This is a genomic window from Leptospira andrefontaineae (genome assembly GCF_004770105.1).
GTDB lineage: Bacteria > Spirochaetota > Leptospiria > Leptospirales > Leptospiraceae > Leptospira_B > Leptospira_B andrefontaineae.
This window is the reverse complement of the sequence record NZ_RQEY01000005.1, coordinates 119,618-137,137: the sequence shown is the minus strand read 5'-3', so window position 1 is coordinate 137,137 and position 17,520 is coordinate 119,618. Positions and strand designations below refer to the sequence as shown.

The 17,520-nt window shown below is 42.3% G+C and carries 18 protein-coding genes; all 18 read right to left on the bottom strand.

All coding sequences use genetic code 11. From position 1 onward, the window contains the following. Nucleotides 1-32 precede the first annotated feature (32 nt). Nucleotides 33-653 (bottom strand): GNAT family N-acetyltransferase, encoded by a 621-nt coding sequence (locus EHO65_RS02440; protein ID WP_135772620.1) that lies wholly within the window; start codon nucleotides 651-653, stop codon nucleotides 33-35. Beyond that, on the bottom strand, nucleotides 654-1,124 hold the full coding sequence (locus EHO65_RS02435; RefSeq protein WP_086446712.1) for a tetratricopeptide repeat protein: 471 nt from the start codon (nucleotides 1,122-1,124) through the stop codon (nucleotides 654-656). 47 nt (nucleotides 1,125-1,171) lie between these two features. Further along, on the bottom strand, nucleotides 1,172-3,085 hold the full coding sequence (gene dxs / locus EHO65_RS02430) for a 1-deoxy-D-xylulose-5-phosphate synthase (protein WP_135772619.1): 1,914 nt from the start codon (nucleotides 3,083-3,085) through the stop codon (nucleotides 1,172-1,174). 21 nt (nucleotides 3,086-3,106) lie between these two features. Next, complete coding sequence (locus EHO65_RS02425; RefSeq protein WP_135772618.1) at nucleotides 3,107-5,434, bottom strand: adenylate/guanylate cyclase domain-containing protein; 2,328 nt, start codon at nucleotides 5,432-5,434, stop codon at nucleotides 3,107-3,109. 96 nt (nucleotides 5,435-5,530) lie between these two features. Beyond that, the gene (gene trpA, locus EHO65_RS02420; protein ID WP_135772617.1) at nucleotides 5,531-6,337 is read right to left on the bottom strand and encodes a tryptophan synthase subunit alpha; all 807 of its coding nucleotides are present in this window, start codon (nucleotides 6,335-6,337) and stop codon (nucleotides 5,531-5,533) included. Continuing rightward, nucleotides 6,334-7,548: a tryptophan synthase subunit beta gene (trpB, locus tag EHO65_RS02415; RefSeq protein WP_135772616.1), complete on the bottom strand. Its 1,215-nt coding sequence runs from the start codon at nucleotides 7,546-7,548 to the stop codon at nucleotides 6,334-6,336. The genes trpA and trpB overlap by 4 nt, the downstream gene beginning before the upstream one ends. Nucleotides 7,549-7,565: 17 nt before the next feature. Further along, a complete protein-coding gene (locus EHO65_RS02410; protein WP_135772615.1) occupies nucleotides 7,566-9,302 on the bottom strand; it encodes a proline--tRNA ligase in 1,737 nt (578 codons plus the stop codon). 9 nt (nucleotides 9,303-9,311) lie between these two features. After that, nucleotides 9,312-11,003, bottom strand: a complete 1,692-nt coding sequence (locus tag EHO65_RS02405) for a site-2 protease family protein (protein WP_135772614.1) — start codon at nucleotides 11,001-11,003, stop codon at nucleotides 9,312-9,314. Next, nucleotides 10,997-12,166 (bottom strand): 1-deoxy-D-xylulose-5-phosphate reductoisomerase, encoded by a 1,170-nt coding sequence (dxr, locus tag EHO65_RS02400; RefSeq protein WP_135772613.1) that lies wholly within the window; start codon nucleotides 12,164-12,166, stop codon nucleotides 10,997-10,999. The genes EHO65_RS02405 and dxr overlap by 7 nt, the downstream gene beginning before the upstream one ends. Before the next feature lie 8 nt (nucleotides 12,167-12,174). Beyond that, complete coding sequence (locus tag EHO65_RS02395) at nucleotides 12,175-13,089, bottom strand: phosphatidate cytidylyltransferase (protein WP_135772612.1); 915 nt, start codon at nucleotides 13,087-13,089, stop codon at nucleotides 12,175-12,177. Then, entirely contained in the window at nucleotides 13,082-13,807 is a 726-nt protein-coding gene (locus EHO65_RS02390) for an isoprenyl transferase (RefSeq protein ID WP_135772611.1), read from the bottom strand. Before EHO65_RS02390 ends, EHO65_RS02395 begins: the two co-directional genes overlap by 8 nt. A gap of 2 nt (nucleotides 13,808-13,809) precedes the next feature. Beyond that, nucleotides 13,810-14,364 carry a ribosome recycling factor gene (frr, locus tag EHO65_RS02385; RefSeq protein WP_135772610.1) on the bottom strand — a complete coding sequence of 185 codons (555 nt, stop codon included), beginning with the start codon at nucleotides 14,362-14,364 and terminating at the stop codon, nucleotides 13,810-13,812. Further along, nucleotides 14,354-15,106, bottom strand: a complete 753-nt coding sequence (gene pyrH, locus EHO65_RS02380) for a UMP kinase (protein ID WP_008592152.1) — start codon at nucleotides 15,104-15,106, stop codon at nucleotides 14,354-14,356. Before pyrH ends, frr begins: the two co-directional genes overlap by 11 nt. Before the next feature lie 3 nt (nucleotides 15,107-15,109). Beyond that, the gene (gene tsf / locus EHO65_RS02375) at nucleotides 15,110-15,709 is read right to left on the bottom strand and encodes a translation elongation factor Ts (RefSeq protein WP_100724224.1); all 600 of its coding nucleotides are present in this window, start codon (nucleotides 15,707-15,709) and stop codon (nucleotides 15,110-15,112) included. A gap of 11 nt (nucleotides 15,710-15,720) precedes the next feature. Next, the gene (gene rpsB / locus EHO65_RS02370; protein ID WP_135772609.1) at nucleotides 15,721-16,614 is read right to left on the bottom strand and encodes a 30S ribosomal protein S2; all 894 of its coding nucleotides are present in this window, start codon (nucleotides 16,612-16,614) and stop codon (nucleotides 15,721-15,723) included. Nucleotides 16,615-16,621: 7 nt separating this feature from the next. After that, nucleotides 16,622-16,882, bottom strand: a complete 261-nt coding sequence (locus EHO65_RS02365) for a hypothetical protein (RefSeq protein WP_208743949.1) — start codon at nucleotides 16,880-16,882, stop codon at nucleotides 16,622-16,624. A 22-nt stretch (nucleotides 16,883-16,904) separates the two neighbouring features. Beyond that, nucleotides 16,905-17,288 carry a bactofilin family protein gene (locus EHO65_RS02360; RefSeq protein WP_100709399.1) on the bottom strand — a complete coding sequence of 128 codons (384 nt, stop codon included), beginning with the start codon at nucleotides 17,286-17,288 and terminating at the stop codon, nucleotides 16,905-16,907. Nucleotides 17,289-17,297: 9 nt separating this feature from the next. Continuing rightward, nucleotides 17,298-17,519 (bottom strand): tetratricopeptide repeat protein, encoded by a 222-nt coding sequence (locus tag EHO65_RS02355; protein WP_008592471.1) that lies wholly within the window; start codon nucleotides 17,517-17,519, stop codon nucleotides 17,298-17,300. Nucleotide 17,520: the final 1 nt, after the last annotated feature.

The window sequence follows — 17,520 nt, the reverse complement described above, 5'->3', positions numbered from 1 at the left end:
AGTTTATAGATCGGGAAAGGATAATATATGGTTTAGAAGGAGGAGCGATTTGCTTCCATATAATAATGGTTAGGCACAAGCCCCTTAGGTCCGGAAAAATTCCTGGCTTCTACGATCTCGAATCCTAATTTTTTATAAAGACCTTGAGCGTTTGGATTTTCCTGGGAAACATCCAGAGAAATTTTATCGTAACCTGGGTAAGTCGACACAGCAAATCTCATCAACTTCTCCGCTATCCCTTGTCTTCTTTCTTTCCCCGGAACGGCGATATGGCCCAAGTATAATCTGCCGGATTTAGGAGGCTGGATCATTCCTTCCATGCTGAGTCCGCGAACTGCAACCTTAGGAGCTTTGAACCCATAAATCCTGAAAATATTTCCTGCAGTTGCGGCGTTTTGAAAGAAGAAGTTCTCGGACCGGAATATAACGATACTCCCAACTACCTCTCCCTTCTTTTCCGCCAGATAATGATTCTTATAGCTGAATGTGTTTTTGGTTCCTTGGAAGGACTTGATCAGAAAATCCTGAGCAGAAATTTTTCCCTCATTAAACACGTAATCCCAGGCAGCAGGCCCGGAACTATAGATCAAAGGAACAGCAGCGGCCGCATCTTCCGGCCTAGCAGGGCGAATTGTGATTGTTTCGTTAGACATTTAGATCGCTGAGTTGAGTTCTTCTCTTAGGCGTTTCGCTTCTTCAAAATCAGGCTTCATTACGATTGCCTTATGCAGATATTGCAAAGATCTTTCCGGACGATTCCAGATCTTATAAAGAGTAGCCAGGTTAAAAAGAGAAATATGAGGTGCATCGTTTAAAGTGCAACGAAGTGATTTTTTGAGCCAGAAAACGGATTCTCTTTCTCTTCCCATACGAAGTAGAAGTATCCCGATCTCGTTGCAGGGATTTCCGTATTCAGGATTCACTTCTACGGAACGGTAGAAATAGTACAGACCTTTTTTCCAATTGCTTCTTTGGTTTTCGATCAGACCTAGAAAAAAATAGGTCTCATGGCTTTCGGTATCTTCTAAAGAGGATTTTAGTAGGAATTCCGCACGATCCAAATCGCCGGTTCTATAAAAAAATTTAGATGCTTCTAGCTTGTCTTCAGGCGTCAGGTTTTCCAATTATCTACCCGTTTTTATTTTTATTTTCGGACGCCTCTTGAAATAGCTTAATTCCGTTTTCCGTGTAGGACTTCCTTCTTTACATTTTCCTGGAGAAACTTGGAGATACTCTGAGCATCCAAACCGTACTCCGCGAAAATTTCCTTCCTCTCCCCGTGGTGGATCACCTCGGATGGGAATGCGAATGTTTTGATAAAACGTCCCAAATATTCGGGAGAGATCCGATTCAACAGATATCCGGAAGCTCCCCCGTCTAGATAACTCTCATCCAGGATCGCAAAATGACGAACATGAGAAAGTTCTTCGTCCAAAGCCTCTTTACCCAGAGGGCGAAGCCAAACCAGGTCGATCAATGTGACTGAATATCCTTCTTGTTCTATTAGACTAGCCACCTTCTTGGCCTCTTCCAACATGGAACCAATGGAAAGAAGAGCGATATCCGTTCCTCTTTGTAGAACTCTAAAACTTCCCGGTTTTAGATCCTTCTCTGCACCAAAATCTAAACCGGAAAGTTCTACACTTGCTTTAGGAAATCGGATCGCTATCGGAGACTTATCATAATTCTCCATATATTTAAGTGAATCCACCAGATCCTGTCCGGAAGAAGGTACAAACACATCCATATTCGGCAAGGATAGAAGGTAACTTAGATCGAATAATCCTTGGTGAGTCTCTCCATCCGGCCCAACACAGCCAGCTCTATCGATCACGAATCTAACAGGTAGGTTCATTAGGGAAACATCTTCCACCAATTGATCCATCCCTCTGGTCAAAAAGGTAGAATAAATACACATATAAGGGATCACATCCCCGTTAGTCATGGCTCCCGCAAAAGCAACTGAGTGCTGTTCTGCGATACCCACGTCGTACACATGATCCGGGAATTTAGAAACATATTCCCCGAGTCCGGAACCTTCTATCATTGCCGGAGTGATCGCTGCAATTCTTGGATTTTTTTCAGTTAAATCCGAAAGCACCTTACCTACGATCTTAGAATAAGAAATTTTAGAAGAATCGCCTGAATCCATGGCTCCATCTTCTTTGCGGAATGGAGTTACTCCATGGTACTTGATCGGGTCCTTCTCTGCGGGAACGTAACCTTTTCCTTTTTGGGTGATCGTATGGAAAAGTACAGGCCCTTTCATTGTTTTGATCTTTCTGAGCATCTTAACTAAACGGACCACATCGTGACCGTCTTCAGGTCCTATATAAATAAAACCTAAATCCTCGAATAGACCGCCCGGAGTGAAAACATCTTTGAATCCTTTTTCTACCCTTTTGAAAAAGCTTTCCATTGCAGGTCCAACAATCGGAAGCCATTTTAGAAAAGTGTAAAATACCCTTTTCCAATTCAGATAAAAATGGGAGCTGATAATATTATTCAGATAATTGGAAATAGACCCAACGTTCTTAGAGATGGACATGTAGTTGTCGTTTAGAACAACTAACAGATCTTTTTTCAGATGCCCTGCATGGTTCATTGCTTCCAAAGCCATACCGGTAGCGATGGATGCGTCCCCGATAATTGCTGCTACTGAGTAATCTTTCCCGGTCAGATCACGAGCAACCGCTTCTCCCAAGGCTTGGGAAATAGAAGTGCCCGCATGACCCGTATTATATAAATCGTAAACCGATTCTTCTCTTTTTGGAAATCCCGAAAGTCCCTGAAACTTACGAACTGTGGAAAGTTTTTCCTTTCTGCCGGTAAGGATCTTATGTGGATATGTTTGATGTCCTACATCCCAGATCAGTCTGTCTTTTGGAGTATCAAAAACGTAATGTAAAGCGACTGTGAGTTCTACAACTCCTAGGTTACTTGCGAAATGCCCTCCGATCCCGGAGAGAGTATCAATGATATAATTTCGGATCTCGGAACAGAGTTTAGGCAGTTCCTCGAGAGGCAATTTTCTGAGATCCGCCGGAAGGCGGATCCCGTTCAATAACGAATCTTCCTGTTGCATGTATTCCGTCTTTAACGGTCATCAGGACTGCTCTACCGAATGCAAAGGTCTCCTCAGAAGTTTTAGGTCTTCTTCGTTCACTAAGTCGATCAGTTCATAGATCCGGACAGGTTTGGTTTTACCCTTTACCTTGACTAGGTCCAGTTCTCTGGCAATTATGCGGTCCTTGACCTTTTCGTATGTATATTCCGAAATAATAATATTTGTGGCATATTCCTTGTTGGATCCTTCCAGACGAGATCCCAGGTTAATGGTATCTCCCATACAAGTATAGTCCATCCGGTGAGAACTTCCCATATTCCCCACGACAGCCGGTCCGGAATTTAATCCGATACCAATGTCCATCACAGGAAGGTCTCTTGCTTTCCATTCTTCCTTCAGGACTGCGAGTCTTCTCATCTGAGCGAGAGAAGCCGCGCAAGCGTAGTAAGCATGGTCTTCTAGAGGAACCGGAGCCCCCCAGAAAGCCATGATCGCATCCCCCATGTATTTATCAATCGTTCCCTTGAACTCGATAATGATCTCGGTCATTTCTGAAAGGTACTGATTCAGGAATTGGACCAGTTCTTCCGGTCCCATTTTTTCGGACATGGTGGTAAATCCGCGGATATCCGAGAAGAAAATCGTGATATCCTTCTTGGATCCACCCAAGTTTAGATTTTCCGGATTTTTAAGAAGTTCGTCCACAACGTCTTTAGAAACGAATTTGGAGAAAGTGGTACGGATATATTTTACATTCTCTTCTTCCGTTAAGATCTTATAGACTATGATACCCACAAATATGAAGAACTGCTCCATAACCACTGCTGGGAATACGTGAACTATATTGAATTCAGAGAAATCGTATAATGTGATAATGCTGTATAGTAAAGCGATACCGATGATGAATAAAAATCCCCAGGAGGTTTTCATTCTAGGCAAGATCAACCCTACTACAAATGCCATGGAGAAGAAGATCAGGAAATTCCCTGCCAAAGGCATGTCCCAGAGAAAGTCCTGGTTTAAGATAGTATTGATTGCATGAGCGTGGTGTTCGATCCCGGACATATCCCCGAATGGAGACAAGTGGGTATCTTTTGCTGCACCTCTTCCCGTAGCGTAGAACATTGCAACGAGGAAGATATTATTATTCACCTGGGTTGCAGTTTCGTTATCCCAACCTTCTGAAACTTCAAAGAACTCGGTAGTATTATAAGAATATAATCCTCCAGGGAAGTTGATCTCCATCTGGCCGTACTCGTCTATTGGGATTATGACCTCTCGAGTATCATTCGGCTTGGCCATGATATCTTCGGTGACCATTTTTAAGGTTTTGCGGTCGAAATAGCTGATATTCTTTTGGGGAATATTTTTGATTTTCACATATTCGCCCATCACAACTTCTACATCTTTTTTAACATCTACTCCGTAATAATTACAAGCGATGATAAGATCGATAGAAGGATAGTATTCATCTCCTCTACCGGGGCCCGATCCTAAGATCTTAGCAACGATAGGCATTTTGCGATTTAAACCGGATTCATCTTTTTTAATATTCGCAAAACCTAAACCGGAAGATTTTTCGGCAATCGGTTCGATAGGAGATTGTGGGAATTTCAACCAGGAAAGTCCGGTTTCTTCATCCTTTACATTCTCTAATTTGAACTTACGTAGGATCTCGGTTCTTTTTTCTAAATTGATGATCGTACTCTTGGATTCCAAGCTGGTTTCCATCGGATAGTCGAACATTACCCTTTGGTTTCCGGAAAGTGCTTTAGCCATTTCATCCGTTTGTCCCGGCTTATAGTCCAGGAAGAAAACGTCGAACATGAGATGATTGGTAGAAGAAGAGAATTTATCTATTATCTTTGCGTAATATTTCCAAGGAAGAGGCCAAACACCACCAAGTTGGTCCAAGGTTTTGGTGGTAATACCGATGATATTGATGTCCCTTCTTGCTTTTTCAGGGGGTTTTAATTGGATCTGTTCCAAGTCACCCTTATCCGATTCCTTCTCCACTCTTGCGTCTGTTTGGTTACGAAGAACGTTAAATCTCCAAGAGATAGAATTTTCTTCTAACTCGGAAACTGGAGTGAATGCAACATAAAGATCAAACCAAACTAAGGATACAATGATCGCTAACCAAAGACTTCCGATCACTTGCGGATTTTTGGCAGCCTTGGTAATAGTTTTATAGAAGAAGTAAGAAGGCGCAAATAAAAGAAGCGCACCTAATAGTAGAAGTTGAAGTGCGTAATCCGCTTCGGAAAAAAACGCGTAATAAAAATGTGCCAGAATTCCGAGGGTTGTAGTGACCCCGAAAATAATATCCACTAAGGTAAATTTCTGGGCTGGTTTGGACTCGCTCATTCTTTCCTCCGATCCGGAAGATTCTCTCTACCGGGACGGTTTCGTCAATTTTCTTCCCAGGTTCAGGAAAGAAAATATCGACTGGAAGAAAGAGTTTTAGCGGTTTTTTCCTCTCAAAGAACCGGAAATCGATTGTGCGTATTCTTCCAGTTTTTTTCTGCAAAGACTAGGATTAGAACCATTCTCTTCTATGATCCTTTGTACCGCGGAACCTATAATGATCCCGTCGGCATATTGGGAAATTTCTTTCGCCTGATCAGGAGCAGAGATCCCAAATCCTGCACTCACAGGAAGGGAAAAAACTTCCTTAGTAGTTTTGATCCTGTCTTCCAGATCCGCAGAAATGGATTTTCTTTCTCCAGTTACTCCATAAGAAGTTACGTAATAGATAAATCCTGATGCAAAATCACGAATTCCTTTCATACGATTCAAAGGAGTAGCAGGAGTTACCAAATGGATCAAATCCACTCCTCTTCGTTTCAAAGATTTGAATAATTCGTCAGTCTCAGGGGTATCGTAAGGAAGATCAGGGATGATCATACCTTGTATACCTGCTATCTTGGCCTTCTCTGCAAACTTCTCGAAACCATAATGAAAGATCGGATTAAAATACGTTAGATACACCAGAGGAATATGAGGATGTAAAGAATGTATCTTCTCAGTGGTTCCCAAAATTGTATCCATAGAGAATGGATTCGCAAGAGCACGTTTGAATGCCTTTTGGATCACCGGTCCATCTGCTACTGGATCAGAGAATGGGATCCCCAATTCTAAAATATCAGCGCCACCTCTTATAAGAGCATCCGCCCAATCTACGCATAGATCATAGTTCGGATCTCCTAAAGAAATATAAGGAATGAATGCGCTTTTTGAATCTGAAAAAACGCTCTTAATCGCGCTCAAATCAAATCTCCTTGAGAAAGACCAACAAGTCTTGCTACTTCAGCCACGTCCTTGTCTCCTCTTCCGGAAAGACAGATCAGAATATCTTTTTTCTTTCCAAGCTCCTTTGCAAGGTCTTTGGCAAATCGGAAAGCATGAGCAGTTTCTAATGCAGGGATGATACCTTCTACCCTACATACTTCCATGAATGCGTCCAAGGCTCCCTGGTCGGAAACAGTTTCGTATTTCACTCTTCCGGAAGAATGTAAATGAGCATGCTCCGGCCCAACACCCGGATAATCTAATCCAGCGGAAACGGAATGAGCAGGCACTACTTGTCCACCATCGTCTTGGATAACCAAAGTTTTGGTACCGTGTAAAAATCCTGTCTTACCAAAAAGCATAGTAGCGGAATGTTCTCCAGGAGAAGGTCCCCTTCCCCCGGCTTCCACTCCGTACAGTTTTACTTTTTTATCATTTAGAAATGCATAATACATTCCCATCGCGTTGGAACCGCCGCCTACACAGGCAACGACCGCATCCGGAAGTTTATCATTTTCTTTTTTGAATTGTTTTTTGGATTCGTCGCCCACCACTTTTTGAAAATCGCGAACGATAGTAGGAAATGGATGAGGCCCGATCACCGAGCCTACTATATAATGAGTATTAGAAACATTTAATGCCCAGTCTCTCATCGCTTCTGAAGTGGCGTCTTTTAAAGTTGCAGTCCCGGAAGAAACTCCGATCACTTTTGCGCCAAGCATCTGCATGCGGATCGCATTCAACTTTTGGCGGCGGAGATCTTCTTCTCCCATGAAAATAGCAGTTTCAAATTCGAATAATGCACCTACCGTTGCGGTTGCCACTCCGTGTTGGCCTGCTCCAGTTTCCGCAATGATCCTACGTTTGCCCATTGCCTTTGCAATAAGAGCTTGGCCGATCGTATTATTGATCTTATGAGCACCAGTATGATTTAGGTCCTCACGTTTTAGCCAGATTTTAGCTCCGCCCCAGGCCTTGGTCAGCTTCTCTGCGTATGTCAGAGGAGAAGGTCTTCCGATATAATTCCTTCTATAAAACTCCAGATCCTTTTGGAATTTTTTATCCTTACGGAGTTTATTGTAAGTATCTTCCAACTCGATCAATGCTTCGGTCAAGATCTCAGGGGAATATCTTCCTCCAAAATCTCCGAAGTATCCTTCTTTTTCAGTGAAGCTGCGTTCTTTAGCCATGACAGTTTTTGAAGGGATTAATCTCCCAACAACTCCTGGTATAATTCCTGACGTAGGTTTTCTACTCTTGTATTCAGATCATCGAAGTCTGTGAATTTGAAAGTTTCATCCTTATCGGCTTTACGATTATAGATGGAAATTTCTCCGGATTCGAAAAACTTTTTACCAACAGTGATCCTGATTGGAAATCCGATCAATTCAGAATCCTTGAACTTGAATCCAGGTCCGAGATCTCTTTCATCCCAAAAAACCTCGAAACCTTCGTTCTTTAAATTTTCGTAAAATTCTAACGCTTTTGCATCTTGTTCATCACCTTTTGTGAGAGTCACAAGACCGATCTCAAAAGGTGCAATACTGATCGGCCAGTAAATACCCTTATCATCATTACATTGTTCTATAACTGTTGCCATGGTGCGATTTACACCGATACCATAACACCCCATAGTAAGAGTTTTTGCCTTACCTTGTTGGTCTAATACCTGGATCTGAAAAGACTTAGTATATTTATCTCCGAGTTTGAAGATATGACCTACTTCTATTCCCTTCTCTGCTTTTAAGGTTTTTGCACAAGTAGGACAAGGATCTCCCTCTCTAGCAAGAGCCACATCTGCAGTTTCGTATGGAATTTTGATCTCGGAAGAAGGAACATATCCTTGGATATGGAAATCTTCTTTTCCTCCGCCCACAATATAGGCGCCGTCTTTTTGGATAGAAGAATCTAAAATTATCTTAAATCCGGCACCTACATCTGAAGGACCGATAAACCCAGGAACTAAATTAGAACTTTTTAATTCTGGTTCTGGAATCATGTCCAGGTCAGACCATTTTAAATAAGATTTAAGTTTATGCTCATTCAGTTCAAGGTCCCCACGTAGGAATACCAACAGTTTCTCTTTTCCGTTATGAAAAGCAACCGCCTTGATAGTATCCTGAGGGCGAACATTTAAAAAAGAAGCAACATCTTCGATGGACTTTTTGCCTGGAGTTGCTATATCCTTTTTGTCCTTAGGACCCTTAGGAGAATCTTCTGCTTTTGCGATAAAAGGAGTTTTTTCACTATTAGAATTATAACCGCAGTCACCACAAAGAAGAAGTGTCTCTTCTCCAATAGGAGAAACCACCATAAATTCTTCGGAGGCGGAGCCACCCATTGTTCCAGAATCTGCTTGGACAGGAATTGTTTTCAAACCGCAACGTTGGAAAATTTTGCGATACGCAGTTCTCATATCCTGATAAGTAGCGTCTAAAGAAGCCTCGTCCAGATGATAAGAATATGCATCTTTCATAATAAACTCTCTAGAACGGATTACTCCGAACCTAGGGCGGATCTCATCTCTAAACTTGGTGTGGATCTGATACACATTGATAGGCAGATCCTTATATGATTTCAGTAGAGGTTTTACTAAATACGAAAAAGATTCCTCGTGAGTTGGGCCAAGAGCATACCATTGGTCATGACGATCTTTGACTCTCATCATTTCCGGACCCATTACACTCCATCTTCCTGATTGTTCCCAAAACTCGGAAGGTGTCATGATCGGAAGTTCGAATTCCAATGCACCGGTTGCGTCCATTTCTTCGCGGACAATATTCTCTATTTTTTTAAGGATACGTAACCCTAATGGTAGGAAAAAATAAAACCCAGAGCCTGATTTTCTAACCAGGCCGGCGCGTATCATCAGCCTATGGGAAGCGACTACCGCGTCCGAAGGATTTTCTTTTTCCGTAGGTACTAAATATTTAGATGCTCTCATGACTCTCGATTATCTTAAGAAATCGTGATAAGTCACATAGAGGCCTAAGGATAGAAGGAAGAAGAAACCCAATCTCAAAACCTGTTCTTGAACAGCCATCGGCAAAGGTCTACCGGCGATCGCCTCGTATGTGAAAAAAACGATATGTCCACCGTCGGCCACAGGAATCGGAAGTAAATTCATTATCATTAAAGCGATCGAAATAAATGCCACGAACTGAAAGTAAGAATAAAAACCGTCTTCTAAAAATTGAACGGAAACTTTAGCAAGTCCCACTGGGCCGGAAACGCTGTCTTTTACCTTCAATCTTCCTGAAAAGATCATCCCGAGTCCTCTCAGGTTATCGCTGATCATTTTCCCTACGTCTTTGCCGGATTGTAAAAATGCCTCTCCGAAGGAAAGTTTTCGGTCCATACTTTCTTCTTTCACGTGCATCTTAGCAGTGAAACCTAAAAGACCAATTTGGTAGAATCCGAGTGTTGTATCCCAGACCTGACCTTGGACTTCTAACTGAACCCTTTTGCCGATTTGAGATTGGACAGTTTTTTTGAAATCTTCCAGATCCGCAAAAGACTTACCGTCTATTTTTAAACTTAGAAGTTTAAGCTTAATTTCAGGATCATGGCTTCTGAGACTGATTGTGCTAATTGGGATCTCAGGATATTTTCTATCTCGAACATCCTTTAATTCCACAACGAATGCGGCAAGAGGAGTCATCTCCACTTCTGCTTTTTCACGAGTCCATGGATTGAGCAATGGATACGTTTTACGATCCACTTCTAATTTAACTTTTTCGTTTTGGAATTTTCCGAGAGTACGTTGTAACTCCGGAACGGTATGGACTTCTATCCCGTTTACGGATAAGATCCTGTCTCCGTCGTTCAAATAATCCAAGGCTCTGGATTCGATTGCTTCTTTGTTTAGTCTTGCTTCTTGTAATGCGAGTTCACGAGGAGAAAGTTTAGGATCCAACGCTGCCTTTCTTTCTCTTTGTTTTCTATATTCTGCCGCTTCTCCATTCGGATCCAAGAAGGAAAGTTTTTTCAAGAACCAATGACTAAGAGTGGAACCGTATCCGAAGTCCACTTGCACGAGTCTTTCTCCTGCAAAATCAACACCGATCTGAGGATCGGCAAAATGAAATTCTAATTCTTTTCCTTCTCTCTCTACCTTGAGTTGGATATCTTTTCCACGAGCAAGTCCAAGCTCGGATAATAATTCGTATTTGGATTCCGTTTTGGTCCCGTTTACGGAGATGATCTTATCTCCACTTCTTAAGCCTGCTTGGTATCCGGAAGAATATTCATTTATCGCAGGTTCTATATAAATTTTAGTTCCAGCAGGAGAATAGCCGATCGCGTATAAACCGAAGATGATAAAAAATCCGAGGATCAAATTGAATAAGGGACCGCCGAAAACAGGGATCATTCTTTTAAGAGGAGGAGTGGATAAAAATTCTCCTTTTTCCCCTTTTAATGCTCCACCTTCATCTCCCTTGAATAGAACATAACCGCCTAACGGAATTCCTGTGACTTGAAAAGTAGTCTCACCGATTTTCTTTTTCCAAATCCCTTTTCCATATCCAATGGAGAAGATCCTGGCCTTTACGCCTACGACCCAACCCATGATCAAATGGCCCAGCTCATGGATAAAAATACAAAGGGCCAGCATAAATACGATGCCGAGAATATCTGCTAACATAAATTCACTACCTTATCTTTAGAGAAATGGAAGGCCAACTCTCTGGCCTTTCTATCCGCTTCTTCATATCCTTCTAAATCGTTTGGAAACGAATTTGGGATTTTTTCCAAAACATTCCGTATGAGAGAAGGAATATCGGTAAAAAGAATTTTACCTTGTAAGAACAATTCCACAGCTACTTCGTTAGAAGCATTGAAGATAGAAGGAGCGGTGCCCCCTGCCCTTCCTGCCTCGTACGCCAGCGCCAAACCTGGATATCTTTCCATGTCCGGCTCTAAAAATTCCAGAGTTCCCCAAGAAGTAGCGGGATGAGATCTCAAAACGTTGGGAACTATTTTAGGATAATATAATGAATGAGCTACAGGAAAGATCATATCAGGATAAGAAGCATATACAAAACTCGCTCCATCCTTGGTCTCGACCAAACCATGGGCCACACTTTGAGGATGAATGACCACACCTATCTTATCGTAAGAGAATCCAAAAAGGAAATGAGCCTCTATCACTTCTAATCCTTTATTGATCATCCCTGCTGAATCGATCGTGATCTTTGGCCCCATATTCCAGGTAGGATGTTTGAGAGCCTGTTCAATCGTTACTTTTGGAAGATCCTCTACCGGAAGTTTACGAAAAGGCCCACCGGAAGCAGTTAGGACTATTCTTTCGAGTGAATCCTTCTTCATATTTTCAAGAAGTTGAAAAAGTGCATTATGTTCCGAGTCTACAGGAACCAGAGATGATTTAGAATTTTCTAATAAACTTCTGATATAAGGTCCGCAACTTACTAAGGTTTCCTTATTTGCGATCCCGATCTTTTTGCCGGCACGGATTGCTGCAACAGTAGGACGAATCCCGCTCGCACCGACAACTGCAGTAACAACGGTTTCACATTCTGGATCAGAAACGATCTCTTCTAAACTTTTAGATCCGTATAATACCTTAGTATTTCCGATCTTATTTCCGAGAATAGTTCGGTCTGCAGTTTCCGAACTGATACACAAAACATCCGGTTGGAATTCTTTCGCAATAGATTCCGCTTTTTGTAAATTAGAATGTACGCTAAAAGATATTAACCGAAACTCTTCCGGAAATTGGCGGAGTATTTTGAGAGTGGACTCCCCTACCGATCCGGAGGCACCCAGTATAGAGACGCCTCTTTTCATATTGTTAGTTAGACCGGAAATCCCAGAGCGACCTTGATCTGGAGATAAAAATAAAGGATAGGAACTGTTAAAAGTAAGGCGTCAGCTCTGTCCAAAATCCCACCATGTCCCGGGATCAAATTCCCAGAATCTTTTACCTTAGCGTCTCTTTTCATCGCAGATTCTAATAAGTCCCCTACGATGCCCACTAAAGATAAAATCAAGGAAACTAAAAATACTTCCGCACCTGAAACTAAAGGAGTAACGCCGGTGCTTCTTTCCCAAAGAATATTCAGTAAAAAAACGGAACCGATCGCAACTATAATCCCGGAAACATAACCTTCCCAGGTCTTTTTAGGAGAGATCGCAAGTCCTGCCGGATTTCTACCGAACCAACGTCCGCCGAAATATCCTCCCACGTCGGTGAGGAATGTTGCAACGGAAACTAGGAATACATAGTATATCCCTTGGTTCATTCCCAAAAGAAGAAATAAATGCCCTAATGGAAGTGCCGCATAAACCACTCCTAAAATCGTGGAACTAACGGAGAAGATTGCACCATCCAATGGCCTTCTTAAAATTTGGAGAAGGAAACTGAAAAAGAAAAGTAATACAAAGGAGAAGGTTACCGCGTCAAAACTAGGTACAAACAGTTTAAAATGTGTCTGGAAGAAAATAGGCGGCTCGAATTTATTCTGAGAAGCTACAAATCTAAAATAATAAATTAATAATATTATAATAAAGAAGAATATTCCGGTTCCCTTGAAAGGTCTTCCATCCTGGCCTCTATCGGAAAGCCTATAAAATTCTGTCAGACCTATCACTCCTGCGACCAGAAGTATTACCAGAGTTTGTAAATAATAAAAATCCCTGTAAAAGATCATGAACAGGTAGAGCGCTACGAGCACAGCCGCAGAAAGGATCCTTTTTGTAGTTTCACCCATTCTCTAAACCTCCGAATTTTCGGGTCCTTCCCCGGAACCAATCCAGCGCCTCTCTCAGATCCTTGTCTCCGAATTCAGGCCAAAGATTTTCAGTAAAAAAAAGCTCCGCATAAGCGGATTGCCATAGAAGGAAATTGGATAATCTCCTCTCCCCAGCAGTTCTAATCAATAAATCTACTGCCGGAAGGGGGTACGTATACAAATATTTTTCGAGTTCTTTTGTGCTGATCGGTTTTTGGATGGAGATGGACTTCTTCTTTCTTTCTTCCGCTAATCTGGAAAACGCGTTTAAAATCTCTTCCTGTGACCCGTAATTTAAACAAAAGTTCACGGTTAATTTGCGGTTTTTGCGGGTGATCTCAGCTGCATGATCGATTTTAGATAAAACCAAAGAGCTTAACTTTTTTCTAGAACCTGAATGTAATATTCTGATCCCCTTGGCGTTGATCGTATCCAAACGGGAATCTATAAATTCCACCAAAAGATTGAATATGGATCTGATCTCCGTGATCGGACGTTTCCAGTTTTCTGTGGAGAATGCGTATAGAGAAACTACTTCTAAACCTAAGGAAAGACTGGAGTCCATGAGACGGTCAATTGCGTCCGCTCCTGCTCTATGTCCTTCGGATCTGGAAAGTCCCTTAGATGTCGCCCATCTTCCGTTCCCATCCATGATGACGGCCACGTGACGGGGGATTTTTTTTTTGGAAGAAGCCAAGCTTAGACCGTAGTGATTTCCTTCTCTTTTTCAGCGGTAATTGCGGAAACTTTATCAATATAAGAATCCGTAATTTTTTGCACCTGGTCTTGTAGAGTTTTCAATTCGTCTTGGGAAATTCCTTCGGAATGTTTTTTAAGATCTTCCATAGCATCACGGCGGATGTTTCTTACAGCGACCTTCTTCTCTTCCGATTTGGATTTTACCACTTTTGCCAATTCTTTACGTCTTTCGCCGGTAAGTTCCGGGATGATGATACGAATTACAACCCCGTCGTTCGTAGGTTGTAGTCCTAGTCCGGAAGCTTGGATTGCCTTTTCGATATCTTTCATAGTTCCCTTATCATAAGGAGAAACTACCAGAAGTCTAGGTTCCGGAGCGGAGATATTTCCCAACTGGTTGATTGGAGTAGGAGTTCCGTAATATTCCACTCTAAGATCTTCGATCAATGCAGGGTTCGCCCTGCCCGTCCGGACTCCCGCGAAATCCTTTTTTAGGAGTTCCACGGTTTTATCCATCTTGGACTTCATTGCGCTGATTACTTCTTCATTCGCCATCGATCCGAATATCCTCCGAGTTAGAAATCAGGGTACCTATTTTTTTGTCCCCGAGAACCAAATCTTTTAAATTGCCCCGCTTAAAAATGTCAAATACGATTATTGACATATTGTTTTCCATACAAAGGCTGAGAGCAGTAGAATCCATAACTTTCAATCTACGTTTGATGGATTCCATAAAGGAGATATGAGTATATCTTTTAGCACTTGGATCTTTTTTAGGATCCGCTTCGTAAACCCCGTCCACCTTAGTGGCCTTAAGGATCACTTCGCATCCCACTTCTACCGCTCTTAAACTTGCTGCGGTATCGGTAGTAAAATAAGGGTTACCTATTCCGCCTGCAAAGATCACGATCCTTTTCTTTTCCAAGTGTCGGACCGCCCTGCGACGAATATAACTTTCTGCGATAGAATGAATATCGATTGCTGACTGAACTCTAGTATAGAGTCCTTTTTTTTCGCATGCGTCTTGTAGAGCCAATGCGTTTTGGATGGTAGCGAGCATCCCCATATAATCTGCGGTGGCTTGGTCCATCCCCACCTTAGCGAGATTTGCTCCTCGGATCAGGTTTCCCCCTCCGACAACCAGAGCAATCTCTACTCCTAAAGAATGAACTTCTTTGATCTCTTCTGCGAGTGAATGGGCTTTATTACTATCAATCCCAAACTCTCCCTCCCCGGCAAGAGCCTCGCCGGAGAGTTTAATTAAGATCCGCTTATACTTAGAAGTTTCCTCGGCCAAGGTTTATGCGCCGCCTACCTGGAAACGAGCAAAACGAGCTACGATGATATTTTCACCGAATTTCGCAATAGCTTCCTTAACCAGATCGTCAACGGTCTTAGTGTTATCCTTGATGAAGGCTTGGTTCAAAAGGCATACTTCGGAGAAATACTTTTTGATTTTTCCCGGAATGATCTTTTCGATCTGTTCCGGTTTTTTACCTTCTTCTTTTAATTGAGCTTCTAAAACCTTAGTTTCGCGCTCGATATCTTCTGCAGGAACTTGTTCTTCGCTTACGTATAATGGAGCCATAGCTGCGATTTGCAGACAGATCTCTTTACCGAGAGCTTCGAAAGCCTCGTTACGTGCAACGAAGTCAGTCTCAGAGTTGAGCTCGAGTAGAACTCCGATCTTTCCGTCTCCGTGGATATAGGAAATATTTCTTCCTTCTTTGGTCACGCGTCCTGCTTTTTTAGAAGCCTTAGCGATCCCTTTTTCACGCAACCAATCTGCAGATTTGTCTAGATCGTTATTATTCTCTATAAGAGCTTTTTTACAATCCATCAATCCCGCACCGGTGCGGTCTCTTAATTCCTTAATAAGGTCGGTAGTAGATGCTGACATTATCTTCCCTCTTACTCGCCTTTATCGATTTCAATAGCAGCAGGAGCTTCTGGTGCTGGAGTCGCAGCTGGAGCAGGAGCCGCCGGTGCTTCTTCTTTTTTAGAAGCAATTGGATCCTCGTCCATAATGAACTTACCGCTTTCGTCGTATTCACCTTGGTATTCAAGAGCAAGTGCTTCTGAATCAAGATCTTCGCTGAAGCGAGGTTGTTCAACAACTCCACCTGTTCCTTCAATTACCGCGTTAGACATGGTTTCGAGGAATAAGGAGATCGCGCGAATCGCGTCGTCATTACCTGGGATTGGATAGTCGATCAACTCAGGATCACAGTTAGTATCAACCACTGCGAAAATTTTCAAACCAAGTTTACGAGCTTCTTTTACTGCGATCTCTTCTTTCTTAGGATCGATCACGAAAAGAATTTCAGGAATGCTATTCATGTCCTTGATCCCGCCCAGAGTTTTGCGGAGTTTGTCTAGCTCTCTACGAAGAGATAGAATTTCTTTTTTAGTTTTAACTTCTTTTTCGAAGCTATTATCCGTTTCCATTCCCTCTAGTTTTTTCAAACGAGCGATGGATTTTTTAACTGTATTCCAGTTAGTTAAAAGTCCGCCCGGCCAGCGGTTATTGATGAAGAACATGCTACAACGGAGTGCTTCTCTTTCGATAGCTCCTCTCGCTTGTTTTTTAGTTCCTACAAATAGGACTTTTTTTCCTTCGGAAGTAATCTTCTTCAACGCGTCGTAAGCTTCTTTAGCTTTTTGAACGGTCTTTTGAAGGTCGATGATATGGATCCCGTTTCTTGCTGTGAAGACATACGGAGCCATTTTCGGATTCCATTTTCTTGTCTGGTGACCGAAGTGAACTCCGGTTTCCAGAAGGTTTTTCATGGAAATTACTGACATGAGTTGTTTACCCCTTTTTTAGTACGAAGAACAATGTCGCCACAAGTCCCAAGAGACTTGCAGGGGTAACTTGTGCTTCGACTTTAATTACGTAAAGTTCCAGCCGAACCGGTTCTTGTAAGAGGTAGACGGAGAGGATATGGACCCCAAAAACGTTGTCGATGATTACTCCGACTACGGCTCCGGCCAAGGTTCCTAAAAATATGGCTAATGCGATTTTGGCCGCTTTTCCGCCATCTATAGGTCGTTTCGGGCTAGCAGATACCAATTTTCCAGGTCAAACCTAAGGGTCAATCCTTATTAGGCAGGATCATCTCGCAGTTGCCTTCGAAGATCACACCGTCAGCGATCTGCAGCTTAGCAGTTTTGATGTTTCCGTTTACCTTACCGCTTGGAAGCATTTCTAATCTTTGGGTAGCGATCACATTACCTGTGATCTCTCCACCAACGATTACAGTCCCTGCCTTGATATTGGCTCTGACCTTTGCTCCTTCGCTTACTAAAAGAAATCCTTCGGATTCTATTTCTCCTTGGAATTCACCCGAGATCTCCAAAGGTTTTTTGAAGTTCAGGATGCCTGAAAAATGGGTTTCTCTTCCTAAAACAGTGGAGATAGTCCCGAATTCGGTTACAGTGCGACTTGGTTTGGATGCGGTTGCGGCTTTTTTTGACATGATACCAGATTATTTCGTTTTCATCTCGAAAACCCCATCCCAATCTTCAGGTGGAGGATTCGCGATAAATGCTTCGCAGCGTCCTATATATTTTTTAGAAGGCCCGTCGTTCGGAGTGATCTCTACTGCTTTTTTGAACAGTTCCCAAGCTTCCTTGAACTTTCTATTCTTGTACAGTGCGAGACCTTCGTCGTACAATTTAAGAGTTTGTTTAAAAGACTCGGTGACCATC